Below are 24,030 nucleotides of genomic sequence, written 5' to 3'. Positions count from 1 at the left end.
CAAAAAAGACACAAAAAATCGCAATCTGCTACAGACAAAACCGATACCTCTCAAGCACGATAGAATATGAAGCAAATCATTAACTTCATCAAAAAAACAACTGGAGAACAAATATGTGGTCACTTATTGTTGCTATTGTGGTTGGTTTCTTTGCTGGTTTAATCGCTCGTGCCTTACATCCTGGCGATGACAAAGCGGGATTTATTGTGACAACTCTGATAGGTATTGCAGGTTCACTTCTAGCTACCTATGGCGGACGATTACTGGGGCTTTATGGAGAGAACTCAGCTGCGGGCTTTATCGCATCTGTTATTGGTGCAGTCATTATTCTCTTTATTTACAATTTAATCGCACGAAAAAGTTAATTAATTTTGGGTAATAAAAAAGCACCTAATGGTGCTTTTTTATTTTATAGGCTTAATTCTTTCCAAACAGCTTGAATCTCTTCTGCAGAACGAGCACCTACAAGTTTAAATCCGTTTGCAAAAATCAGAGTAGGGGTGCCATTAAAACCTAATCTCTTTCCAAGCTCTAAATTACGGTCAATTGGATTTTCACAGCTTGCAACTGTTGGTTTAACGCCTTGCTGAATCAATTTTTTCCATGAATAGGATTGATTTGGCGCACACCAAACCTGCCTAGAAACAACAATAGACTGAGGTTTTAAAGGGTAGATAAACGTGTAAATTGTTACGTCTTTAAGCTTATCAAGCTCAGGTTCGAGCTTTTTACAGTAAGGACAGTTTGGGTCAGAAAATACGGCTAATACATGCTGACCATTACCTTTCACAGTTTTAATGGCATCTTTTAAAGGAAGTTGTTTCCAATCAATTGAGTTTTGTCCTAAAACTAGATCTTTGGTTAAATTTTTCTGATCCTTCAACCGAATCATAGAACCCACAAACATATGCTGACCATCTTCACCCACATAAACTATTTGTTGATCCAGATTAGCGCTATATAGCCCTTGCATTTCGGTTTTTTGAATATTGCTAATTTTCAAATTAGGATATTGTTTTTTAATATTTTCCCTAACCGCATCTACATTAGCGAAACTCAAACTTGTAGTTAAGCTAAATAAGGCCAATATTCCTAATTTTTTAAGCATAAAACCGACTCATAGGTGGCAAAGGAGATCATTTTAATCAGTTCATCTTATGAAAACAGAACTAATTACCGAGTTATAACCAAACTCCCACTCATTTATGCCAATGTTTCACGTGGAACATAAGTAGCTTTTGAAAAGTTCATCAAACTGATATGAATAACGACGTGATACACTAGGATTCTGCATAAAACTTAAACCAAATATACTCCATACCAGTATATTAAATTATTAAGAGAAAACAGATGAGTCACATTGGTCAGGATAAAAAAATTCTTAATCGTGTAAAACGGCTAAAAGGGCAAATTAATAGTATTGAGTATGCTGTTGAACAGCCAGATATTTCATGCATAGAAATACTACAACAAGTTGCTGCAATTAAAGGCGCTATAAACGGTCTGATGAATGAATTGATGGAACAGCACTTACATCACCACGTGCTCAAAGAAGCACAAGTCGATCAGAATGAGTTAGATGAGTTTTTAAAGGTTCTAAAAAGATATGGTTAAGAACTGCTCTGAATGACACACCACGTGCATCATTCAGAATTTTTTTAATTATTTTCCAATACAAAAAGAACCAAAGATTTTGCCTAATAGGTCATCGGCGCTAAAGTCACCCGTAATTTCGCCTAAAGCATTTTGAGCAAGACGTAATGACTCAGCAACAAGTTCACCTGCATTAAATACCACAAGTTGCTCATGTGCTTCTGAAAGATAGAGCTGGGTACGCTTCATTGCGTCTAAATGACGTGTTCTCGCAATAAATGTATCTTCCTCAGGCTGGAAGCCTGCATGAGCTGTAATCGCCTCTACGAGGCCTTGTACACCCATTTCTTGTTTTGCTGAAACAGTAATATGGCGGAACCCTTGAAAATCACTTATTTCTGCCAATTGACCAGTTAAATCGCATTTATTACCAATTAACATTAAGCGGCGTGGTTCAATGTGTTCAGCAAAATATTCTTGAGCGAGTTTTAATGGGTCATCACCTTGATTTAAGTCATAAACCAGCAGTAACAAATCAGCCTGCTCAATTTCCTTGATTGCTCTGCGAATCCCTTCTTTTTCAACGATATCACCCGTTTCACGAAGACCCGCAGTATCTGTTAAGGTGATAGGTAGACCATTTAAGCTAATTTTTTCATGCAAAACATCGCGAGTTGTTCCAGCAATATCCGTCACAATTGCGCGCTCAACACCAGCAAGCGCATTTAACAAACTCGATTTACCTGCATTTGGTTTACCAGCAATAACGACTTGCAAACCTTCACGTAGTAATTGACCCTGTCGTGCAGACATTTGCACACCATGTACAGACTGTTGTACATCTTCAAGTAAAGCTAAAATTTTGCCATCGGCCAAAAAATCAATTTCTTCTTCAGGAAAATCAATTGCCGCTTCTACATGCAAACGTAGATGAATCAGTTTTTCTAAAACAGTATTAATTTTTGTTGAAAAAGCGCCTTGTAAAGAACGAACAGCGGAGCGCGCCGCCGCTTGCGAAGTCGCATCAATCAAGTCGGCAATAGCTTCTGCTTGTACCAAGTCCATCTTGCCATTTTCAAAAGCACGCATGGAAAACTCACCGGCTTTTGCAGCGATTGCACCAAGCTCGAATAGACGACCAAGCAAGGCATTTTGGATGACTGGACCGCCGTGACCTTGTAACTCTACAACATCTTCACCTGTAAATGAGTGAGGATTGGGAAAGCATAGAACAATGCCTTCATCCATAATGCTGCCATCAACATCGTAGAACTTACGGAAACCCGCCATACGTGCTTCAGGCAAGTTTTTCTGTGTCAGGTTTTGAGCAATTTCATAAGCCTTAGGCCCCGATAGGCGAATCACGCCCACACCACCACGCCCTGGCGGCGTTGCAATTGCGGCAATCGTGGTTTGACTTTGCATATTATTCACCTAAAAACCTAAAATCCAGCCAAAGAAAAATCCGCCTAAGATTACCATCTTAAGCGGATTTATTCAGCAAAAGTTAAACGATTAAGAAGCTGATTCAGTCTTATTTATACGACTTTTCGCAACACTCTTGTTAATAAACGATTGCTGTAAAATAGTAATACTGTTGTTCACAATCCAGTAAAGCACGAGACCTGCCGGGAAGAACAACATAAATACCGTGAACATAATCGGCATAATGCGGAACACTTTAGCCTGCATTGGATCTGCTGGTTGTGGGTTCAACATTTGCTGTGCAAACATGGTAGCACCCATGATCAACGGCAAGATGAACCAAGGATCCATTGCTGACAAATCTTGAATCCAGCCTAACCATGGTGCGTGACGTAATTCCACACTTTCCATGAGTACCCAGTACAAGGCAAGGAAAATTGGCATTTGTAGCAACAATGGTAAACAACCTGAAAGAGGATTCACTTGTTCACGTTTGTATAAAGCCATCATTTCTTGCGAGAAGCGCATACGGTCTTCACCGAACTCTTCTTTCATGCGTTGCATTTCTGGTGCAATCACACGCATTTTCGCCATTGAACGATAACTTTTTGAAGATAAAGGCCACAAAATCATCTTCACCATAACTGTAAGTAAGATGATTGACCATCCCCAGTTGCCCACAATGCTATGGAAGAATTGAAGACCTAAGAACAGTAACTTGGCAATCGGCCATAACCAGCCATAATCAACAGTTTGATTCAAGCCAACCGCTAAATCTTTTAATTCAGATTGTACTTTCGGACCTGAATAAAGTTTTGCGTCCACTTCCATTGAAGTGCCTGCCGGAACATTAATCACTGGTGAGGTAAAACCAATGATATTCATATGATCAGCAGATTGACGAGATTCAAGTTTAGCTACATAAGGCTGACCATTCGCTTGAGTCAGTTTAAGATTCCCAGGAATCCAAGCACTTACAAAATAATGCTGAACAATCGCAACCCATCCACCTTTAGCTTCAGTGCTTACTTTTTCTTCAGAGAAATTAGCAAACTTAAGCTTGTTGTAATGTGAATCAGGCGTCCCCCAAGCTCCACCTAAGAAAGTTCCTAGAGTGAAAATACCTTGAGAAGATTTACCAGGATCTTCAGAGTTATCACGTTTTAATTGTCCAAACATCTGACCTTGCCAGCTTTGTTGGCTACGGTTAATCACTTGATGTCTTACAACAATTGGATATTGCCCTTGGGTAAAGGTAAAAGTTTTAATAATTTCAACGCCTTCAGGTGTCTTAAATACCATCGGAACGTTTAAAACTTTTTCAGATTGACCCTTTTGATCCTGTACACCCTTAGCATCAGCCAAAGTATATGATGTTTTTTCAACAGCATATAATGGACGACCACCACGACTACTATCTGGTCCATTCAAACCAATTAAGCCAGATTGAGCAACATATGTACGCTTGACATCATTTTCAAGCATAACGAATGGCTGATCACTATCTTTGCTTTCGTCGTGTGAGAGTAATTCAATACGAACAATATCACCACCTTTGGGATTGATCCAAATATGGTAAAGGTCAGTTTGTACTGAAATAAGCTGTTGATTCACAGGTGCAGTTGCATCTGTGGTTTGTGACTGCGCAATATTTGCTTGTGGCACATCGGAAGCCACTGTTGCATTTTTAGCATTTGGCAAATCAGCAGATACTTCATGTGAACTTACAGCCGCCGCTTGTTTTTGCGGTGCAGTTGCAGCATTTCCATAATCTTTTTGCCAAGCCAAAATGAGCAAATATGCGGTGACAAACATGGCCCCGAGAATTGCAAACCTGGCCCATTGTTGCATATCTATTACCCCAAATGGTTAGAGAGATTTTGCTTCAGTAAACGATCACGAAAGGGTACAGCAACATGATGCGTTTGAGAATCTATTTGATGAAACGAAATAAAACGAATTGCTTTTGGCGGTACCGGATCATATCCAGACCCACCCCACGGATGACAACGACAAATGCGTTTAGAAGATAACCAAACGCCTTTTATTGCACCATGAGTTTGCAATGCTTCTATCGCATATTGGGAACAAGTCGGGATATAACGACAACGGGGTCCAAGAAGCGGACTAATCGCAATTTGATACAGTCGAATCAACCAACGTAGAAAACGAACCATTGGCTATCTCTTAATTCTGCGAGGTTGTGCCAACTTTAGAATGTTTTTTTGCTAAGCGTTGTAATTTTTGCCAAGCAAAATCTAATTGTTGATATAGCTCAGCATTCGTAATCGTTTCTATACCAACTTTCGGCATTACCACAACATCTATGTCTGATCCAAAATTCGGCTGATGTAGACGAAAGCTCTCACGAGCAAGACGTTTTATTCGATTTCTTTCATGCGCACGGCGCACTTTTTTCTTAGCAACAACAATACCCAAACGGCTATTAGGCTGTTCGGTTAATTTTGCAAGAAATAAAAAATGGGGTTGATGCACTTTAAAAAGCGCACCATCGAATACACTTTTATAATCTGCAGCACAGCGTATTCGCACATCTGTGCTAAAATTGTAAAGTGTCATCACACCCAAGTCTTGGTCAGCGTAACAGTATTAAACAGTTAAGCTATGACGACCTTTTGCACGACGACGAGCTAATACTTGACGACCAGCTTTAGTTGCCATACGAGCACGGAAACCATGAACGCGTTTACGCTTTAATTCAGATGGCTGGAAAGTACGTTTCATATCGAAACTCCCAAAAATGATCTTTCTATAAAGGTCCGCGATTTTATTGTGCAATGTTTACGCTGTCAATGAAAAACCAAGAAAGTTTTGTATTTAACCTAAATTTTTAACCTTTCTACTTCTTTTTTATGATTGTCATCATTTAATGCAAAATATAGTTTTTAAAGTTATGCACAAAGCAATTGTCTATTTTTATTAGAACTTTTATTATATACACACCTTATATACATACTTATCAACAAAATAAGATATCATCTAGTCTTTGATTTGCTGCATTTGAATTTAAATTCATATTTTGCAGTTATCCACAAAAGATCACACCCCTATTAAATAAATTCAAATTTTAAAATTTATATTTATTCTTATTAGGGACGACTTTTTCTGTGGATTTCGAACTTTTAAATTTAAAAAACATATATTTGAGTTGTTGATAACTCTGTTTCTATTATATTTATGGATTGTGGATAAGTTTATGTGTTAATTTATCCACAGGTTGTGCAAAAAGTTATACACAAGTGGTTTTGAATTTAAATTTATTCACAAGAGTTTTCTTTTTAGGCAAAATCAGTCGAATTCGTCATGACAGATGTGGATAACTTGGTTAGAATGGCGACCCCTTCTCATCAGGAAGGGTTAATCTTTAGATTATTTGAATTTAAAAAACGCAGAGATAGGGGATACACATGCTTTGGACAGACTGCTTAACTCGCTTGCGACAAGAGCTCTCTGATAACGTCTTTGCGATGTGGATTCGCCCATTAGTTGCTGAAGAAGTAGAAGGAATACTACGTCTCTATGCTCCTAACCCTTATTGGACGCGTTACATTCAAGAGAACCATTTAGAATTAATTTCTATATTGGCTGAGCAGTTGTCAGAAGGGCGTGTCCGTCAGGTGGAGATTTTAGTTGATTCTCGTCCTGGGAGTATTTTGTCATCTGCTGAACAACCAGCAACCACGACAGCGGCTTTGCAAACCGCGCCACCACAAAGTATCAAAGTAAAAAAAGAACCCGATTCCGTTGCTAATCCTCATACGAATAGCGTGGTCAATCCGAAAACAGCGAAGAAAAAGCTACTAAATCCGCAGTTTACTTTTTCTTTATTTGTTGAAGGCCGTTCGAACCAGATGGCTGCTGAAACATGTAGAAAAGTATTAACTCAATTAGGTGCTTCACAACATAACCCTTTGTTTTTATATGGTCCTACAGGGCTAGGTAAGACGCACTTAATGCAGGCAGTTGGCAATGCTTTACTACAGGCAAAACCTAATGCTCGTGTGATGTATATGACTTCTGAGAGTTTTGTTCAGGATTTTGTGAGTTCTTTACAAAAAGGCAAAGTAGAAGAGTTTAAGAAAAACTGTCGTTCTTTAGATTTATTGTTGGTGGATGATATTCATCTCTTAGCAGGTAAAGAGGCGAGCCTAGTTGAATTCTTCTATACATTTAATGCCTTACTTGATGAATCTAAACAAATTATTTTAACTTCAGACCGTTATCCAAAAGAATTAACAGAGTTAGATCCGCGTTTAGTTTCCCGTTTTTCTTGGGGACTTTCAGTTGGTGTAGAGCCACCAGATATTGAAACTCGCATCGAAATTTTATTAAAGAAAGCGGAAAATAGCGGTGTCGATTTACCTCGAAATTGTGCATTATTTATTGCACAACAAGTTGTTGCTAACGTGCGTGAACTTGAAGGGGCACTTAATAAAGTCGTTGCAATTTCTCGTTTTAAAGGTGCACCAATCGATCTTGATGTGGTTCGTGAGTCTTTAAAAGATGTGTTGGCCATCCGTGCACGAACCATTAGTGTAGAAAATATCCAGCGTGTGGTTAGCGAATATTTCCGGATCCCATTAAAAGAATTAGTAGGGCCGAAACGTACGCGAATTTATGCTCGACCACGTCAGTTGGCCATGGGGCTTGCCCGTGAGTTGACTGGTGATAGTTTTCCAGAAATTGGAATGGCTTTCGGTGGCCGCGATCACAGTACTGTGATGCATGCTTGTGAAAAGGTAGCAAGTCTGCGAGAAGAAGATCCAATTTTTGATGAAGATTATAAAAATCTACTGCGCTTACTTCAGAGTTAATGAAATAATAAGACCTTGTTGCAAAGTCTACGTAAGTGCAGCATAGTACACAGCTAAAAAATGAAATATTTGCTCCAAGTTGCTAGAGGAATGAATCGTGCGTTTGAAAATCGCTAAAGAAAGTTTACTCAATGTTTTATCGCATGTTGTCGGTGCGGTAGAACGTCGTCATACATTGAATATTCTTTCAAACGTCAAAATTCAGACTAATGCTCAGGCGCTCACCATTACTGGTTCCGATTTAGAAGTCGAGCTGGTTGCGAGCACTGTTTTAACAGAAGGGGCATGCCTTGAAGCGGGGGAAACCACAGTCCCTGCTCGTAAGTTAATGGAAATTTGTAAATCATTACCTGCAGCTGCATTAATTGATTTGCAAATTACTGAAGATCAAAGATGTATCTTAAAATCTGGTAACAGCCGTTTCGTATTAGGGACTTTGCCAGCAGAAGATTATCCATTATTGACCACTGAAAATAGTCAAGGTACTCAAGTACAAGTAACCCAACGTGAGTTAAAGCGTTTATTTGAAAAAACTGCTTTTGCGATGGCTGTACAAGATGTGCGTTTCTATTTAACGGGTACTCTATTAGAAATTGATGAAAATCAATTACGTGCAGTAACAACAGATGGTCACCGTTTAGCACTTTGTGAAATTACGGCTTCTTCTACATCATCTCAATTGGTTCAGGCCATTGTACCTCGTAAAGCTGTTGGTGAATTACAGCGTTTACTGAGTATTGAAGATGAACAATTAACATTGTTGATTGGTCGTGAATTGTTAAATGTAACCATCAATACGCCAAGTCGTGATAAGGAACAGGGTGATATTACTGTTCGTTTTACGACAAAATTGATTGATGGAAAATTCCCTGATTATCGTCGTGTAATTCCACGTGGTGGCGATAAACATGTATTAATTAGCCATGATGTATTTAAGCAATCATTGCAACGTGTCGCAATTTTGAGTAATGAAAAGTTACGTGGTGTTTTCTTGAATTTTAATCAGGATTCTTTACAGCTTCGTGCGAATAACCCTGAGCAAGATGAGGCTATTGAAGATCTAGCTATTCAATATCAAAATGTACCGCTCGAAATGTCATTTAATGCGCAATATTTACTTGAAGTATTGGGTGTACTTGATGGTGATGACGTAAATATGAGTATGAGTGAGGCGAATCAGTCTGTTTTGGTTCAAGACCCGGCACATACTGATCAAACTTATGTAGTTATGCCGATGCGTGTATAGTCTGGCTATCCTAATATGCATCTTACGCGCTTAAATATCGAACGTGTGCGTAATTTAAAAACGGTTGCACTCCAAGGGTTGCAGCCGTTTAATATATTTTATGGCGCTAATGGTTCAGGGAAAACCTCCATTCTGGAAGCAATTCATTTGCTTGCAACAGGGCGCTCATTCCGCACTCACATTCCTAAAAATTATATTCAGTATGCTGCCGAAGATGCGATTGTCTTTGCACAGTCTAGTACTGAGAAAATTGGCATGCAAAAGTTAGCCTCTGGTGAGCAGTTGATGAAGGTCAATGGCGACACCGTGGCTACCCAAGGCCAACTTGCTAAACTACTTCCTTTGCAGCACCTTGATCCACAAAGTACCGATATTATTGATCATGGGGCAAAACCGCGACGCCAACTTTTGGATTGGCTGATGTTCCACGTGGAACCTGAGTTTTATTTTGCATGGCAATACTACTCGCGTGCATTAAAACAGCGAAATACTTTACTTAAAACCCGAAGAAATTTGTCTTTGGCTGATTTAGAGCCTTGGAACAAAATGCTGAGTGATTATGGTGAAATTTTGCACTCTCAACGCTTGGGTATTGTGGAACAATGGAATGTCTTTTTTCAAAATGATTTGAGTCAATTGCTCCCTGATCTTGAAATTGAATTGGAATACAGTCCAGGTTTTCATACAGAGCAGGGACTCATGCAAGACCTGCTCAATCAACACCAAAAAGACATCGAACGACATTATACCGAATATGGTCCACATCGAGCTGATTTGCGCTTAAAAACCCCTTATGGACATGCTGATGTGGTTTTATCAAGAGGTCAGAAAAAACTGCTGATAATTGCCTTAAAACTGTCACAAATTGCAATGTTGCATGCGAGTAATAAGGAAACTGTGGTATTATTAGATGATCTGACAGCAGAATTAGACTTAACCGCACAACAACGTTTAATTGAACGATTAAGCCAACTTGGTAGCCAGGTTTTTATGACAACTTTAGATCATGCATCGGTAAAAAAACATTTACATGATTTGTCTATTTCATATCAATTATTCAATGTTGAATCCGGTCAAGTTAGTCTTGCTTCACCATAATTTTTTGATGTTATCTATCTTTGAATAAACCTATATTTGCTAGGGAGAAACCATGAGTTCAGAGTCTCAATCAGCCTCTCAAACAGAACAAACCAATGAAAAGGCTTATGATTCCTCTAGTATTAAAGTATTACGTGGATTAGATGCAGTTCGTAAACGTCCGGGTATGTATATTGGGGATACAGACGACGGTACCGGTTTACACCATATGGTATTCGAGGTAGTCGATAACGCAATCGATGAAGCTCTAGCTGGGCATTGTGATGAAATTATTGTTACTATTCATGAAGATGAATCAGTGAGCGTTTCTGATAATGGTCGTGGTATTCCAACCGATATTCACCCTGAAGAAGGTGTTTCTGCAGCGGAAGTAATTCTTACCATTCTGCACGCAGGCGGTAAGTTTGATGACAACAGCTATAAGGTTTCAGGTGGTTTACACGGTGTAGGTGTTTCTGTAGTAAACGCACTTTCTAGTAAATTACATTTAATGATTTCTCGTGCTGGTCAAGTGCATGAGCAAGAATATCAACACGGTGATCCGCAATATCCATTACGTGTGATTGGTGAAACAGATAAGAGTGGTACAACAGTACGTTTTTGGCCAAGTGAGCTAACATTTACTCAAACCATTTTTAACGTAGAAATTCTAGCGCGTCGTTTACGTGAGCTTTCATTCTTAAACGCGGGCGTACGTATTGTATTACGTGATGAGCGTATTAACCTTGAACATGTATATGACTACGAAGGTGGATTATCTGAGTTTGTAAAATACATTAACGAAGGTAAAACTCATCTAAATGAGATTTTCCATTTTACTGCGGATACAGATACCGGTATTGGTGTAGAAGTAGCCTTGCAGTGGAATGAAAGTTATCAAGAAAATGTTCGTTGCTTTACCAATAACATTCCTCAAAAAGATGGCGGTAGCCATTTAGCTGGTTTCCGTGCAGCTTTGACGCGTGGTTTAAACCAATATCTTGAAAATGAAAATATTCTCAAGAAAGAAAAAGTCAATGTAACGGGCGACGATGCACGTGAAGGTTTAACCGCGATTATTTCGGTAAAAGTACCTGATCCAAAATTCTCATCTCAAACCAAAGAAAAACTGGTATCGAGTGAAGTAAAACCTGCCGTTGAGCAAGCAATGAACAAAGAGTTCTCTGCTTACTTACTTGAAAACCCGCAAGCTGCAAAGTCAATTGCCGGTAAGATTATTGATGCTGCACGTGCGCGTGATGCTGCACGTAAAGCGCGTGAAATGACGCGTCGTAAGAGCGCACTTGATATTGCTGGTTTACCAGGTAAATTGGCTGATTGTCAGGAAAAAGATCCAGCACTTTCTGAATTATATCTTGTCGAGGGTGACTCTGCTGGTGGTAGTGCCAAGCAAGGTCGTAACCGTAAAATGCAGGCTATTTTGCCGTTGAAAGGTAAAATCCTGAACGTTGAACGTGCACGCTTTGACAAAATGATTTCAAGTCAGGAAGTGGGTACTTTAATTACTGCTCTCGGTTGTGGTATTGGCCGTGAAGAATATAATCCAGACAAGCTGCGTTATCATAAAATCATTATCATGACCGATGCCGACGTTGATGGTTCGCATATTCGAACTTTGTTGTTAACGTTCTTCTTCCGTCAAATGCCAGAGTTGGTTGAGCGTGGGTATATCTATATTGCACAGCCACCTTTATACAAATTGAAAAAAGGTAAGCAGGAACAATACATCAAAGATAATGATGCATTGGAAAATTATTTAATTTCAAATGCGATTGATGAGCTATCTTTGCATACCAATGCTGAAGCACCATCAATTACAGGTGAAGCACTTGCTAGAGTCATTCAGGATTATCAAGTTTCGCAAAAGAGCTTACAGCGCTTAACGTTACGTTATCCTGCGAGTTTGCTTGATGCTTTACTTGAAGTAGAAGCATTCAAGAGCGATCAAAATCATGATCAGGCTTATGTACAGCAATGGGCTGATCAGGTAAAAGATATCATTACAAGATTACAGCCAAGTTTACGTCCAGAAATTACACTAGAGTCATTTGAACGTGAAAATGCTCAGGGTGAAAAATCTGCACATTATTGGCCGCGTATTACGGTATATGTTCATAATCTGCCACACGCATATTTGCTTGATGCAGGTTTATTGAACTCAGCTGAGTATGCTCGTTTGCTGAAAAACTCGAAGAGTTGGTTCAGTTTGCTTGAAGATGGTGCTTATTTACAAAAAGGTGATCGCCGTATTCAAGTGGCTAACTTCCATCAGGTTTGGCAACACATTTTGCAAGATTCGCGCCGCGGTATGATGATCCAGCGCTATAAAGGTCTTGGTGAGATGAATGCTGAACAGCTTTGGGAAACGACAATGGACCCTGAAAACCGTCATATGTTGCAGGTGACCATTGACGATGCGATTGAAGCAGATCGTATGTTCTCTTGCTTAATGGGTGATGATGTGGAACCACGTCGTGCATTCATTGAAGAGAATGCTCTAAATGCAGATATTGATGCTTAATTGATAACACGATTCTAAATCAGTCTAGGGAGAGAAGATGATGGGTCAAAAACTTTTAGCAAGTATGCTGATTTCATGTGCGGCTTTAGTGAGTCATTCTGCATTTGCAGCGGACTTGGAAGCCGACATGAAAACTTTAGCAAAAAGCACAAAAGCGTTTGCTGAAGCGAAAGATGTAAGTAATGCAAAACAGCAACTTGTGATTATGCGTCAGGCAGCAGTATCTTCAAAGCATGTTCTACCTCATAAATTAGAAGGCTTACCACCAGAAAATGTACAGGTAAAAGAATATGAAACCGGTCTAGATCAGCTGGTTGCTGAAATTGATCGAATTACGGTATTGGTCGATAAAGGCCAATTAGACCAAGCCAAAACTGAAGCAATCAACTTGGTTAACATCCGTAATGAGAACCACAAAAAATTTAGATAGATTAATTTCGATCTATATAAAAAAAAGGGGAATGATAAATCATTCCCCTTTTTTTATTGTGTATTCAGTTTTATTAAACCTGAAGCATATTAATTTTCTACTAAATCTGTAACCTGAATGAGGGCATGACCGAATAGATAACCTGCCGTCACTAAAATGCAGATCCATAAAATAGCGCCAGCTACGTTGTAAATCAAAAACTTTCCATAACTCATATTGCTAGAGCCAGCCGCGAGTGGGGCAAAAGAACGTGCGAATGGAATAAAACGTGCCAGAAGAATAGTTTTACCACCGTGTTGCAAGAAATAGCGGTTGGTTTTATTTAAATACTCTTTTTTAATAAAACGTGATTTTGCTTCAAAAATACGATTACCAAAATGTCGACCAATAGAATAATTTACGATATAACCCAGTGTGGCAGCAACGGTTAGTAAAGTAATCATATAACCTAGATGCATCATTTCAATCACTGAACACAGCGCACCAACAGTTAAAAGTAAGCTATCTCCAGGTAAAAAGAACATAAACACAAAAGCTGTTTCAGAAAATATAATCAAAAAGAGAATGGCATAGACCCATGCACCATACTCCTGAATCAAAATAGGTAAAAATTGTTCAAAATTAGTAATAAAATCAAAAAAATTCATTCAGTTTGTCTGATCCCGAATTAAATACCTACTCAATAGAAGGGTAAAACGAAGCTACAGAATTTAGTTAAATTATCTGTGTATGGCAACCCTTAAGATGTAGTTTATATTTTATATGTTATCAAATTTGAATCTATCTCAAAAATTTAATAGCTAAATTAAATTAGTTGATCTTCACCCAAACATCTTCTGATGTTATCAAAAATATATGCTTTATTTTTAATTCTATCAAAAAAGCCAGTTCCAGCATGCAGTCAGTCTGGAACTGGCAAGATAATTAGTTTTCGAATGAAGCTTCCAACTCTTCTAACTCCATCATAAGTTCTAAAAGCTGTTCTTCATATTGTTCAAGTTTAGCCTTCAACTCAGTCTGTTCATTCATAAGTTTGAGCAGATCATCCTTACGTGCAGCTTCATATAACGTCGTGTCTGCCAGAGACTCTTCAATTTTGACAAGCTGTGGTTGAAGTTTCTCAATTTGAGACTCAACTTTTTCAATATTCTTACGAATAGGTCGAGTTTGTTCACGACGGCGAGCCGCTTCTTTACGCTGCGCTTCTTTATCAACTTTAGCGAGGGCAGGAGCGGGAGAGGAAGAATTATTTTGACCTACAGCATTTTGAGCATTGATTAGTTGCTGACGTGCTTCACGTAGCCATTTTGCATAATCCTGTAAATCACCTTCGAATTCGGTAGATTTACCGCCGTGTACCAAAAGAAGCTCATCACAAACACTTGCAATGAGTTGACGTTCGTGGGAAACCAGCACAACAGCCCCTTCAAAATCTTGTAATGCCATGCTTAATGCGTGACGCATATCAAGATCTAAATGGTTCGTTGGCTCATCGAGGATTAAAACATTTGGGCGCTGCCATACAATAAGTGCGAGGGCCAAACGAGCGCGCTCTCCACCAGAAAAGGTTTCACATGGCGTATCCATGCGTTCACCACTAAAGCCAAAACTACCTAAGAAAGAACGTAAGGTGGCTTCACTAATTTTTTTATCTGCTATACGCGCAAGCTGTAACATTGGAGTAGCATGGCCATCTAAAGCATCCATTTGGTGCTGGGCAAAGTAACCAATATTAAGTAACTCTGACGCCTTGCGTTCACCAGCTAATAGCGGTAAGTCACCAACCAAACTTTTAATTAAGGTTGATTTACCTGCGCCGTTCATACCAAGTAAACCAATACGTGAGGTTGGCGTAATTTGTAATCTGATTTTCTCAGCTATTTGTGTATCGCCATAACCAATGCTGGCATTGTCTAAAGTCAGCAAAGGAGAACTCATTTTGGTCGGTTCACGGAAGCTAAACGTAAACGGCGTATCTACATGTGCAGGTGCAAGTTGCTGCATACGCTCAAGTTGTTTAATACGGCTTTGTGCCTGACGAGCTTTTGTCGCTTTTGCTTTAAAACGATCAATAAACTTTTGTAGATGAGCGCGCGTTTCTTCTTGTTTCTCAAAAGCTTGTTGTTGCTGGGCAAGACGTTCACTACGTGTGGTTTCAAATGTAGAGTAGTTCCCGGTGTAAAGCGTGAGTTCCTGATTTTCAATATGCAGAATATGATCTGTAATCGCATCTAAAAAGTCACGATCATGTGAAATGAGAATGAGTGTACCTTCATAGGCTTTAAGCCAATCTTCTAACCACAAGATTGCATCTAAGTCTAAATGGTTTGTTGGTTCATCAAGTAATAATAAATCTGAACGGCTCATTAAGGTGCGTGCTAAATTTAAACGCATACGCCATCCACCTGAGAAACTCTCAACGTTCAAACGCAATTGATTTTCTAAAAAGCCAAGACCAGCCATGAGCTGAGCAGCTTTAGATGGTGCTGAATAACCATGAATTTCATCAAAGCGGCCATGTAATTTAGCTAACTCGAAGTCACTCAGTTGATCTGGTTGAGCAAGCTTATTTTGAATATCCCAAAACTCTTCATCGCCCGAGAGAACAAAATCAATTGCAGGCATATCTAGTGCTTTTATTTCTTGCGCCATATGCGCCACGATCCAGCCTGAAGGACGAGTTAGTGAACCTTCATCAGCCCCTAAACTTCCAAGTAAAGCTGCAAATAGGGTGGATTTTCCAGCTCCATTGACTCCAGTCAGACCAATCTTCCAGCCTGGGTGTAATTGCATAGACGCTTTTTGAAATAGAACACGTCCACCGCGGCGTAAAGAAACTTGGTCAAATTGAATCATCTTATTGTATCGAGGTGAGTTAGGGATGCTGTATTTTAAAGAGAACTGCCGATGAAAACAAAACTTTCCGGATTTTAGTTCCAAGTTGGCAAATATTGGAGAGATTAAAAAGCTATAGATTTAGCTATTCGTCTGAAATTATCCAAATATTGAACAAGATAAAGCACATAACGAAAAAAATGTGGCTAAAATAAAAAAATTAAGATTTGGTTGATAAATGAGCTATTAATAAAACCAGACTAAGGAAAGTAAAATGAAAAAGGGATTGGGGATTGTTAGTACAGTACTTTGCTGTGCTATGGGGACTGCACATGCGGGACAAAATGTGTGTGTATTTGATTTATTAGGAAAGTCGGGTGAATCCTATAAAATGATGGAGGAGTGGGCGCTTGCAGCTAAAAGTTGGCAAGCTGATATCACTTTAATTCCGTTTCAAGATGAGGGTTTGGTTGACCGTAGATTGCGTGAAGGCAAATGTGATGCTGCTTATATGACCTCCATGCGGGCGCGAAATTATAATAAATTTGCGGGTTCTATCGATGCGATTGGTGGGGTAACCAGTAATTCGATTGCACAAAAAGCGATTAGCTATGTTCTCGATAAGCGCAATAAACATCGTCTAGTGACTGCGCAAAATGGAATGAATTACGAGGTTGTTGGGATTATTCAAATTGGATTAGCATACTTATTTGTAAGAGATAAAAACCTTAACTCAATTGAAAAAGTACGTGGGACTAAGTTTGCTATTTTGCAATATGACGCAGCACAGAAAATTATGGTTGAAAGTGTTGGCGCAAAGCCCATTCCTTCTGAAATTACCGATTTTGTGAAAAAGTTTAATAGTGGGCAAGTCGATGCAATTGCCGCACCTGCTTATGCTTATAAACCACTAGAAATTGGTAAAGGTGTGGGAACGAGTGGGGCTATGTTTACTTTTCCGGTAGTGAACGTTACGGGTGATTTAATTACTAGAAGTGATAAGTTTCCCATAGATTTTGGAATAAAGTCACGCGATTGGTTTATCCAACAAATACCTCAGAATTTTGCCATGATAAAACGTCTAGAAATGGGTGTCCCAGCAAAAATTAAAATGAACTTTTCAGCAGAAGATAAAACCAAATATCAAAAAATTTTACGTGAAGGTCGCCTCAGCTTAACAAAACAGGGCGTATACGATGCCACAATGATGAGTGTGCTTAAGCGTGCTCGCTGTACAGTTGAACGGACAAATTTTGAATGCACACTTAACGCAGAGTAGTTGATTTTTTAAACACAAAAACGCTACATATATTTCAAAGCTGAATATGGGTATGAAAATTATAAATATAAAAAGTAACTTATGGAAACTTAGAGATTTTTATCGCTAATAAATAATTTAAATTGAACAAACAATGGTCCAATTAGATAAAAAAATTGAGTAAATGCTCTATTTTTTTCTAAAAAACATGATTAATATCTGTCTTTGAAAGGAAACTTCAAACAAAAAATCTGTTCCGTGGAAGGATGAAGAAAATGAAAAAAATCGTACTTGCTATGGCTGCCGCTTCTGTTGTTGGTTTTTCTGCTTCAGCGCAAGCAGCGAGTACCGTATGTGTATTCGACCTCTTAGGAAAAGCAGGCGACTCATATAAAATGATGGAAGAATGGGCTCTTGCTGCAAAAGGCTGGGGTACTGAAATTAACTTGGTTCCTCGTCAGGACGAGGCAGTTGCTGATAATGATTTTAAAGCAGGCAAATGTGATGCTGTAGCAATGACAGCAATGCGTGCGCGCCAATATAACAAATTCGCAGGATCTATCGACTCACTAGGCGGTGTTCCAAATAACCAAATCGCTCAACGTGCAATCACATATGTATTAGATGCGCGTAATGCAGCAAAAATGACCACTAATATGGGTGGTAAAAAATACGAAGTTGCTGGTATTTCTCCGCTAGGTTCGGCATTCATTTTCGTACGTGATAAAAACATCAACTCTGTTGAAAAAGCTGCGGGTAAAAAATTCGCTGTATTGGGTTATGACGACGCACAAAAAATTATGGTGCAACGCGTAGGTGCTCAAGCAGTTCTTTCTGATATTTCAAACTTTGCTGCGAAATTTAATAATGGTCAAGTAGATATGGTAGGTGCGCCTGCTTATGCTTATAAACCATTAGAGTTAAATAAAGGTTTGGGTGCAAACGGTGTAATGTGGAACTTCCCTGTACTACACGTTACAGCAGATCTAGTATTACGTTCTGATAAATTCCCAGCTGGTTTTGGTCAAAAATCTCGTGACTGGTTCGTTAAACAGTTACCTAAGAACTTGGCAATGATTAACCGTTTAGAAGCGCAAATTCCTGGCAAATACAAAATGAACTTAAGTGCAGAAGACAAGCTTAAGTATCAAAAAATGTTACGTGATGGCCGTATGGACCTAACTAAACGTGGCGTTTACGATGCAGGAATGATGTCTGTATTGAAAAAAGCACGTTGTTCTGTGGACAAGGCTAACTTTGAATGTTCAATGCCTGGTGAATAATCTTAATTTCTCTCAAAAAGCCTAGACTCAGTTCTAGGCTTTTTGTTTTCTATGTACTGTCAATTCTGCCATTGTTGTTAGTTAGAAAGACGTTAAGCTAAATTTAGATAAAAACTTCATAGGGAAACATGAAGGTATAAAAATGGATCAAGGACTTGAATGATGAATATAATTGCTAATAGGTAGATCAATCGCTATCTATTTTTCATGGAAATAAAATCATAAAAGCAAAAAGTTCCGTAAAAATATCTACAACATGATTTTTTATATGAGGCCTATCCGACTCATACCATTTTGGTGTGAAATTTCTTGGTATCGAAAAACAAAAACTCCACAAGGAAAGGAAAAAGAATATGCAATTTTCCAAAATGCTATTACTTGCGATTGGACTTACCACAGTTTCTTTTGCAGCTCAGGCTAAACAAACAGTATGTGTTTTTGACTTCGTTGGTAAAAATGGCGATGTCTATGCGCTAATGAAGGATTATCAACTTGCCGCTAAAAACTGGGGAGCTGATATTGAACTCAAAGTAAACCAGAATGAAGCCGTGATTGCTGAAGATTTCAAAGCGGGCAAATGTGATGGTATTAGTGTGTCAGGGATGCGTGGTCGTCAATTTAACTCGTTTACAGGGTCATTAGATGCAATTGGAGCTATTCCTGATCTCAAGCTTGCTGTAAAAGTGATGCAGGGTTTAGCGAGTCCGACTTTTAGTAAATATATGGTTAACGGCCGCTATGAGGTTGTTGGTGTTATTCCAGTTGGCGATGCCTATCTATTAGTAAATGACCGTAGCATTAATACAGTAGCGAAAGCTGCAGGTAAAAAAATTGCCGTTCTTGACTATGATGAAGCACAAAAAATTATGGTGCAGCAGGTAGGAGCGCAGGCTGTTAGTGCTGACGTAACAAATTTCGGTGCTAAATTTAATAACCATCAAGTTGATATTATTGGTGCGCCAGCAGCAGCATTTAAACCTTTAGAACTACAAAAAGGGCTAGGAACAAAAGGCGCGATCGTGAACTATCCGATTTTGCAGGTGACAGGAAATATTATTATTCGACCTGATAAGTTTCCTGCTGGTTTTGGACAGAAATCACGACAATGGGTAGCAGCTCAGCTACCACGTGCATTTAACATTTTAGGTAAAATGAAAGCTGATATCCCACAAAGCTACTGGATGGATGTTCCAGCTGCAGATAAACCTGGTTACCAAAAGCTCATGCGTGAGTCTCGCATTAACCTTACACAACGTGGTGTGTACGATAAACGTATGATGAAACTCCTTTGGCAATTCCGTTGTAAGCAAGATGCTAAAAACTTTGAATGTGGCTTACAGGATGAGAATTACAAATAATCTTGATAAAAATACTCAAGATTGGCTTTAAAGTTCGAAGACAGACCCTATATTGATTATGCTATACTCAATATAGGGTCTTTTTTATTTTGAAAGGCACAGCAAAATCCGAGGAACAATCATCATGAATGCCCAAGCTCTAGTTTTGACAGATAATGCTGCCAATAAGGTACGCCAACTCCGTGATAGTGAAGGGAATGACGATCTCATGTTACGTGTGTATGTAACAGGAGGCGGGTGTTCAGGGTTTTCGTATGGCTTCAATTTTGCTGAAAGCGTAAATGAAGATGATGCAGAATTCGTAAATGGCGATGTAAAAATGCTTGTTGACTCACTTAGCTATCAATATTTAATTGGCTCAGTGGTTGACTATGTAGAAGGTCTTGAAGGGTCACGTTTTATTATCCAAAACCCAAATGCAACAACAACATGTGGTTGTGGTTCTTCGTTCTCGATTTAAAAAAATTTTAAAATTAAAAAAACCTCTCAAAATAGAGAGGTTTTTTTATTGGTCAGATCCTTACTTTTTACGGACAGATTCTAAAAAATATTGCACCAGTTCAGGTGCATTCTGATATGGAATCCAATGCGATGCATCCATAAAAACTGCCTCATAACTATTTTTAAAATAATGTGAGTTTAGCTCGGCACTTTTTTCTGTAACTGCAATATCATGTTTACCCCAAATAAAAAGAGTAGGAACATCTATGGCTTTAAACGGATTTTGAGGCTTGTCCCAAAAAAAGCCACGATACCAATTCAACGCCGTAGATAATCTATTTTCTTCTATAAACTCAGCCTCGAATATCTCAATTTGCTCTTCGGTCATACCTGATGACTTAAGAAATTTGCGGCCCAATTTAGGTATTTTTTTAAATAAAAGTTCGGGCAGAATCGGCAGCTGAAAAATTGCAAAATAATAAGATTTAAAAAGTTGTCTACTGCTTAAACAAGCTTTTAAAAAAGCAGCTTGGTGAGGCACAGAGACTAAAGTGAGATGTTGAATATATTGTGGATATTTCATCGCAACGCCTGAAGCGATTGCCGAGCCCCAGTCATGCCCAATTAAATAAACTGGCTGACCAAGCTGCTCAATTAAACTTGCTACATCTTCTACAAGTTCACTCAGTGCGTATTGAAATCGGCTTTGGGGGCTGGCATTCAAACTATAACCGCGTTGATGAATCGCAAGCGTTCTAAATTGATGCTGATGCAATAACTCAGAAGTCTGCTCCCAACTATGAGCAGTTTCTGGAAAACCATGCAATAAAACAACGAGAGGACCATCTATAGGGCCTGAATCAATCACATCGAATGTCCAGGTGCCACGAGTGTATTGATCAATACGTTTGGTCAGATCCATGAAAACATACCTTAAATTATTTTTGTTGGCGTTCATCATGAGTTTTTATGCTCATTTAAATAAGAGCATTTCGGGTCAGTAAATGTGCTATGAGGTCGAATATGACCAATTAAATCGATAAATAGCCTTACACCGCCGTGATTGTTCCTAAAATTCTAAAATCCGAAGCACCTGTTACTGCTGGCAAATTACCACTTAAACCTTTTACAAACCGCATTGCTAACCAAGCAAATGCGGTAGCCTCGACCCAAGTAGGGGAGAGTCCTAAAACATCTGTAGGTTGAACAGACCAATTGTGCTTACGAAGACGCCAGCGTAATTGTTCTAGTAAGTAAGAGTTATAAGCACCACCACCACATACATATACTTCACCTGTTTCCATCTCTGAGCGATAAATCGCTTTTTGAATGGCACGTACAGTAAGCTTTAATAAGGTGGCTTGAATGTTTTCAGGTGTGTCTTCTAACTCATCATAAGTTAAATCGTTTCGCCAATCGATTAACTGATCATCTAACCAGTCAATATTGAAATCCTCACGTCCTGTGCTTTTAGGTGGCTCTTTAGAAAAATATTCATGTGCATGGAGACGGTCGAGTAAAGAGCGAATAGGGTGACCATAAGCTGCCCAATCACCATTTTCATCATATGGATGACCTGTATGGCGATGACACCACGCGTCCATCAAAATATTTGCAGGACCCGTATCAAAACCAAATACACCATCAGGATTATTGGCAGGCAACATACTCACATTGGCAATACCACCCAAATTCAAAATCACACGATGAATACTTGGATGTTGAAATAATGCCTGATGAAAAGCTGGAACTAATGGCGCGCCTTGACCACCTGCTGCCATATCTCTACGACGAAAATCTGAAACAACTGGAATTTGAGTGATTTCAGTAATGATATTTGGATCGCCAATTTGTAGTGTAAAGCCATGTTCTGGACGGTGACGAATGGTTTGCCCATGTGAACCAATCGCTTTAATTTGACTACGATCTAGCTGGTTTTTTTCAATGAGAGTATTAATCCCATGACCAATCATTTTCGCTAGAGCAACATCAGCTTTACCCATGCGGTCAATTTCATTGTCATCAGGTAAAGTTAACGCCATAAGCTCATCACGTAACTCGGGTTCGAATGGAACAGTAAGTGTGGCATGAAGCTGTAGTGGCTCAAATGAAGCCGCAACAATATCCACACCATCCATACTAGTGCCAGTCATTACGCCGATATAGATTGCGCTCATATACAACTTCCCCTGCAAGACGCTGAAAAAATGTTAGTATATCGCACAAATTGAATAACTGATGTGTTTAGGTTTTGTGATGTCAAATTTCTTGCCCGCCGAAGAACAGCTTGCCCTCATCCAACGAGGCACGCACGAAATTATTTCAGAAGAAGATTTACTGAAAAAGCTTAAAGAGAATCGCCCTCTTAAAATTAAAGCTGGTTTTGATCCTACAGCACCAGATTTACATTTAGGCCATACGGTTCTTATTAACAAACTAAAAACTTTCCAAGATTTGGGCCATGAAGTTACCTTCTTGATTGGTGACTATACAGCTATGATCGGTGACCCAACTGGTAAAAGCGCAACTCGTCCGCCGTTGTCACGTGAACAAGTAGAAGCCAACGCTAAGACTTATCAAGAACAAGTTTTCAAAATATTAGATCCGAATAAAACAAAAGTACGTTTCAACTCAGAATGGTTTAATCAAAAGTCTGCTGCTGACCTTATTCAGCTAGCAAGTCAGCAAACCGTATCTCGCATGTTAGAACGCGATGACTTTACAAAGCGCTATAGCAACCATCAGCCGATTGCAATCCATGAGTTTTTATATCCTTTAGTTCAAGGTTATGACTCTATTGCACTTGAAGCTGACGTTGAGTTGGGCGGTACAGACCAGACCTTTAACTTACTTATGGGGCGTACTTTACAAAGCCGTTATGGCCAAGAATCGCAAGTGTGTATCACTGTACCGATTCTAGAAGGTCTAGATGGCGTAAATAAAATGTCTAAATCTTTAGCTAACTATATTGGTGTGTTTGATACTCCAGGGGCAATGTACCAAAAAGTTTTATCAATGCCAGACTCTTTAATTGAACGCTATTTCGATTTATTAAGTTTTAAATCTCTAGATGAGATCAAAACCTTATTAGATGAAATTGCTGCTGGTCGTAATCCGCAAGAAGTAAAACGTATCCTTGCACTTGAACTAGTTGAACGTTTCCATGATGCAGAAGCTGCGGCTAATGCACATAAAAGTGCTGGTAACCTTATTACAGAAGGTGAGGTACCAGAAGACACCCCAGAGGTGACTATTTCGCGTAGTGAGTTTGGTGGAGAAATCTTTATTGCCACAATTCTACGTGTAGCTGGTCTAAATCCAAATGCAGCAGCTGCAAAAGATGCGGTAGCTCGTGGTGCAGTAAAAGTTGACTGGAATGCTGTTGATGCAAGTTTCTCTGTAAAAGAAAATGGCACTTTCATTATTCAGTCAGGTAAAAAAGCAATTGCACGTGTAACGTTCACTGACTAAGAATGTTGTGTAGTGATAAAAAGCAGGAGTAATCCTGCTTTTTTTATTTAAGGATCACAAAAATAATTCAACGTTCCACGTGGAACAATCTATAGATCAATAATAATGAAAAGTAATCAAAGCAAATAAGAAGATAGAGAGAAACATAGTTTGGAAATAGAGCTTTTACTCTAATATGTCTTTGGAATCTTTGGAATCTTTGGAATCTTTGGAATCTTTGGAATCTTTGGAATCTT

At 39.0% G+C, this 24,030-nt stretch carries 22 protein-coding genes; 12 read left to right on the top strand and 10 right to left on the bottom strand.

Annotated features, from left to right (window positions below; genetic code table 11):
* Positions 1-113: 113 nt before the first annotated feature.
* Positions 114-365 carry a GlsB/YeaQ/YmgE family stress response membrane protein gene (locus I5515_RS16625; protein ID WP_000269732.1) on the top strand — a complete coding sequence of 84 codons (252 nt, stop codon included), beginning with the start codon at positions 114-116 and terminating at the stop codon, positions 363-365.
* A 44-nt stretch (positions 366-409) separates the two neighbouring features.
* Here I5515_RS16625 and I5515_RS16620 read toward each other — a convergent pair whose 3' ends face one another.
* Positions 410-1,108, bottom strand: coding sequence for a DsbC family protein (locus I5515_RS16620; RefSeq protein ID WP_199968752.1), 699 nt, complete (start codon positions 1,106-1,108; stop codon positions 410-412).
* Between the two features lie 242 nt (positions 1,109-1,350).
* Between I5515_RS16620 and I5515_RS16615 the strand changes: the two genes are divergently transcribed.
* Complete coding sequence (locus I5515_RS16615; RefSeq protein ID WP_199968750.1) at positions 1,351-1,614, top strand: metal/formaldehyde-sensitive transcriptional repressor; 264 nt, start codon at positions 1,351-1,353, stop codon at positions 1,612-1,614.
* 48 nt (positions 1,615-1,662) lie between these two features.
* On the opposite strand, the gene mnmE is transcribed toward I5515_RS16615, so the two are convergent.
* The 5 genes from mnmE to rpmH all read right to left on the bottom strand — a co-directional run bounded on the left by mnmE (position 1,663) and on the right by rpmH (position 5,763).
* Positions 1,663-3,018 carry a tRNA uridine-5-carboxymethylaminomethyl(34) synthesis GTPase MnmE gene (gene mnmE, locus I5515_RS16610; RefSeq protein ID WP_199968748.1) on the bottom strand — a complete coding sequence of 452 codons (1,356 nt, stop codon included), beginning with the start codon at positions 3,016-3,018 and terminating at the stop codon, positions 1,663-1,665.
* Positions 3,019-3,108: 90 nt separating this feature from the next.
* The gene (yidC, locus tag I5515_RS16605; protein WP_199968746.1) at positions 3,109-4,869 is read right to left on the bottom strand and encodes a membrane protein insertase YidC; all 1,761 of its coding nucleotides are present in this window, start codon (positions 4,867-4,869) and stop codon (positions 3,109-3,111) included.
* A gap of 5 nt (positions 4,870-4,874) precedes the next feature.
* Entirely contained in the window at positions 4,875-5,195 is a 321-nt protein-coding gene (gene yidD / locus I5515_RS16600; RefSeq protein WP_003656027.1) for a membrane protein insertion efficiency factor YidD, read from the bottom strand.
* 10 nt (positions 5,196-5,205) lie between these two features.
* Positions 5,206-5,598 (bottom strand): ribonuclease P protein component, encoded by a 393-nt coding sequence (rnpA, locus tag I5515_RS16595; RefSeq protein ID WP_199968744.1) that lies wholly within the window; start codon positions 5,596-5,598, stop codon positions 5,206-5,208.
* 30 nt (positions 5,599-5,628) lie between these two features.
* On the bottom strand, positions 5,629-5,763 hold the full coding sequence (gene rpmH, locus I5515_RS16590; RefSeq protein WP_000831329.1) for a 50S ribosomal protein L34: 135 nt from the start codon (positions 5,761-5,763) through the stop codon (positions 5,629-5,631).
* 683 nt (positions 5,764-6,446) lie between these two features.
* On the opposite strand from rpmH, the gene dnaA reads away from it, so the two are divergent.
* The 5 genes from dnaA to cybC all read left to right on the top strand — a co-directional run bounded on the left by dnaA (position 6,447) and on the right by cybC (position 13,148).
* Positions 6,447-7,853 carry a chromosomal replication initiator protein DnaA gene (gene dnaA / locus I5515_RS16585; protein ID WP_199968742.1) on the top strand — a complete coding sequence of 469 codons (1,407 nt, stop codon included), beginning with the start codon at positions 6,447-6,449 and terminating at the stop codon, positions 7,851-7,853.
* A 97-nt stretch (positions 7,854-7,950) separates the two neighbouring features.
* Positions 7,951-9,099, top strand: coding sequence for a DNA polymerase III subunit beta (gene dnaN, locus I5515_RS16580; protein WP_199968740.1), 1,149 nt, complete (start codon positions 7,951-7,953; stop codon positions 9,097-9,099).
* Between the two features lie 15 nt (positions 9,100-9,114).
* On the top strand, positions 9,115-10,197 hold the full coding sequence (gene recF, locus I5515_RS16575; RefSeq protein WP_199968738.1) for a DNA replication/repair protein RecF: 1,083 nt from the start codon (positions 9,115-9,117) through the stop codon (positions 10,195-10,197).
* 52 nt (positions 10,198-10,249) lie between these two features.
* Positions 10,250-12,718: a DNA topoisomerase (ATP-hydrolyzing) subunit B gene (gyrB, locus tag I5515_RS16570; RefSeq protein ID WP_199968736.1), complete on the top strand. Its 2,469-nt coding sequence runs from the start codon at positions 10,250-10,252 to the stop codon at positions 12,716-12,718.
* A 37-nt stretch (positions 12,719-12,755) separates the two neighbouring features.
* Positions 12,756-13,148 carry a cytochrome b562 gene (gene cybC, locus I5515_RS16565; protein ID WP_199968735.1) on the top strand — a complete coding sequence of 131 codons (393 nt, stop codon included), beginning with the start codon at positions 12,756-12,758 and terminating at the stop codon, positions 13,146-13,148.
* Between the two features lie 89 nt (positions 13,149-13,237).
* Here cybC and I5515_RS16560 read toward each other — a convergent pair whose 3' ends face one another.
* Both I5515_RS16560 and I5515_RS16555 read right to left on the bottom strand, forming a co-directional pair.
* A complete protein-coding gene (locus tag I5515_RS16560; protein WP_199968734.1) occupies positions 13,238-13,795 on the bottom strand; it encodes a VTT domain-containing protein in 558 nt (185 codons plus the stop codon).
* Between the two features lie 277 nt (positions 13,796-14,072).
* On the bottom strand, positions 14,073-16,004 hold the full coding sequence (locus I5515_RS16555; protein ID WP_199968733.1) for an ATP-binding cassette domain-containing protein: 1,932 nt from the start codon (positions 16,002-16,004) through the stop codon (positions 14,073-14,075).
* A gap of 253 nt (positions 16,005-16,257) precedes the next feature.
* Here I5515_RS16555 and I5515_RS16550 point away from each other — a divergent pair, with 253 nt between their 5' ends.
* The 4 genes from I5515_RS16550 to erpA all read left to right on the top strand — a co-directional run bounded on the left by I5515_RS16550 (position 16,258) and on the right by erpA (position 20,342).
* Positions 16,258-17,262, top strand: a complete 1,005-nt coding sequence (locus I5515_RS16550) for a putative solute-binding protein (protein ID WP_199968730.1) — start codon at positions 16,258-16,260, stop codon at positions 17,260-17,262.
* 254 nt (positions 17,263-17,516) lie between these two features.
* Positions 17,517-18,524, top strand: a complete 1,008-nt coding sequence (locus I5515_RS16545; protein WP_199968729.1) for a putative solute-binding protein — start codon at positions 17,517-17,519, stop codon at positions 18,522-18,524.
* A gap of 353 nt (positions 18,525-18,877) precedes the next feature.
* Positions 18,878-19,882, top strand: coding sequence for a putative solute-binding protein (locus I5515_RS16540; RefSeq protein ID WP_199968728.1), 1,005 nt, complete (start codon positions 18,878-18,880; stop codon positions 19,880-19,882).
* Positions 19,883-20,006: 124 nt separating this feature from the next.
* A complete protein-coding gene (gene erpA, locus I5515_RS16535; protein WP_003656048.1) occupies positions 20,007-20,342 on the top strand; it encodes an iron-sulfur cluster insertion protein ErpA in 336 nt (111 codons plus the stop codon).
* Positions 20,343-20,402: 60 nt separating this feature from the next.
* Here erpA and I5515_RS16530 read toward each other — a convergent pair whose 3' ends face one another.
* On the bottom strand, positions 20,403-21,245 hold the full coding sequence (locus I5515_RS16530) for an alpha/beta fold hydrolase (protein ID WP_199968727.1): 843 nt from the start codon (positions 21,243-21,245) through the stop codon (positions 20,403-20,405).
* A gap of 127 nt (positions 21,246-21,372) precedes the next feature.
* Entirely contained in the window at positions 21,373-22,500 is a 1,128-nt protein-coding gene (locus tag I5515_RS16525) for an anhydro-N-acetylmuramic acid kinase (RefSeq protein ID WP_199968726.1), read from the bottom strand.
* Between the two features lie 61 nt (positions 22,501-22,561).
* Here I5515_RS16525 and tyrS point away from each other — a divergent pair, with 61 nt between their 5' ends.
* Positions 22,562-23,794: a tyrosine--tRNA ligase gene (gene tyrS, locus I5515_RS16520; protein WP_199968725.1), complete on the top strand. Its 1,233-nt coding sequence runs from the start codon at positions 22,562-22,564 to the stop codon at positions 23,792-23,794.
* The last annotated feature ends 236 nt before the right edge of the window (positions 23,795-24,030 follow it).

Source organism: Acinetobacter calcoaceticus (genome assembly GCF_016508255.1).
GTDB lineage: Bacteria > Pseudomonadota > Gammaproteobacteria > Pseudomonadales > Moraxellaceae > Acinetobacter > Acinetobacter calcoaceticus_E.
The sequence above is the reverse complement of the archived record's forward strand: the minus strand, read 5'-3'. Positions and strand labels throughout refer to the sequence as shown.

What these genes read in the sequence shown, in the direction of transcription:
- I5515_RS16625 (WP_000269732.1), top strand. Translation starts at nt 114, where the DNA reads ATGTGGTCACTTATTGTTGCTATTGTGGTTGGTTTCTTTGCTGGTTTA.
- I5515_RS16620 (WP_199968752.1), bottom strand. Translation starts at nt 1,108, where the DNA reads ATGCTTAAAAAATTAGGAATATTGGCCTTATTTAGCTTAACTACAAGT.
- I5515_RS16615 (WP_199968750.1), top strand. Translation starts at nt 1,351, where the DNA reads ATGAGTCACATTGGTCAGGATAAAAAAATTCTTAATCGTGTAAAACGG.
- mnmE (WP_199968748.1), bottom strand. Translation starts at nt 3,018, where the DNA reads ATGCAAAGTCAAACCACGATTGCCGCAATTGCAACGCCGCCAGGGCGT.
- yidC (WP_199968746.1), bottom strand. Translation starts at nt 4,869, where the DNA reads ATGCAACAATGGGCCAGGTTTGCAATTCTCGGGGCCATGTTTGTCACC.
- yidD (WP_003656027.1), bottom strand. Translation starts at nt 5,195, where the DNA reads ATGGTTCGTTTTCTACGTTGGTTGATTCGACTGTATCAAATTGCGATT.
- rnpA (WP_199968744.1), bottom strand. Translation starts at nt 5,598, where the DNA reads ATGACACTTTACAATTTTAGCACAGATGTGCGAATACGCTGTGCTGCA.
- rpmH (WP_000831329.1), bottom strand. Translation starts at nt 5,763, where the DNA reads ATGAAACGTACTTTCCAGCCATCTGAATTAAAGCGTAAACGCGTTCAT.
- dnaA (WP_199968742.1), top strand. Translation starts at nt 6,447, where the DNA reads ATGCTTTGGACAGACTGCTTAACTCGCTTGCGACAAGAGCTCTCTGAT.
- recF (WP_199968738.1), top strand. Translation starts at nt 9,115, where the DNA reads ATGCATCTTACGCGCTTAAATATCGAACGTGTGCGTAATTTAAAAACG.
- gyrB (WP_199968736.1), top strand. Translation starts at nt 10,250, where the DNA reads ATGAGTTCAGAGTCTCAATCAGCCTCTCAAACAGAACAAACCAATGAA.
- cybC (WP_199968735.1), top strand. Translation starts at nt 12,756, where the DNA reads ATGATGGGTCAAAAACTTTTAGCAAGTATGCTGATTTCATGTGCGGCT.
- I5515_RS16560 (WP_199968734.1), bottom strand. Translation starts at nt 13,795, where the DNA reads ATGAATTTTTTTGATTTTATTACTAATTTTGAACAATTTTTACCTATT.
- I5515_RS16555 (WP_199968733.1), bottom strand. Translation starts at nt 16,004, where the DNA reads ATGATTCAATTTGACCAAGTTTCTTTACGCCGCGGTGGACGTGTTCTA.
- I5515_RS16550 (WP_199968730.1), top strand. Translation starts at nt 16,258, where the DNA reads ATGAAAAAGGGATTGGGGATTGTTAGTACAGTACTTTGCTGTGCTATG.
- I5515_RS16545 (WP_199968729.1), top strand. Translation starts at nt 17,517, where the DNA reads ATGAAAAAAATCGTACTTGCTATGGCTGCCGCTTCTGTTGTTGGTTTT.
- I5515_RS16540 (WP_199968728.1), top strand. Translation starts at nt 18,878, where the DNA reads ATGCAATTTTCCAAAATGCTATTACTTGCGATTGGACTTACCACAGTT.
- erpA (WP_003656048.1), top strand. Translation starts at nt 20,007, where the DNA reads ATGAATGCCCAAGCTCTAGTTTTGACAGATAATGCTGCCAATAAGGTA.
- I5515_RS16530 (WP_199968727.1), bottom strand. Translation starts at nt 21,245, where the DNA reads ATGGATCTGACCAAACGTATTGATCAATACACTCGTGGCACCTGGACA.
- I5515_RS16525 (WP_199968726.1), bottom strand. Translation starts at nt 22,500, where the DNA reads ATGAGCGCAATCTATATCGGCGTAATGACTGGCACTAGTATGGATGGT.
- tyrS (WP_199968725.1), top strand. Translation starts at nt 22,562, where the DNA reads ATGTGTTTAGGTTTTGTGATGTCAAATTTCTTGCCCGCCGAAGAACAG.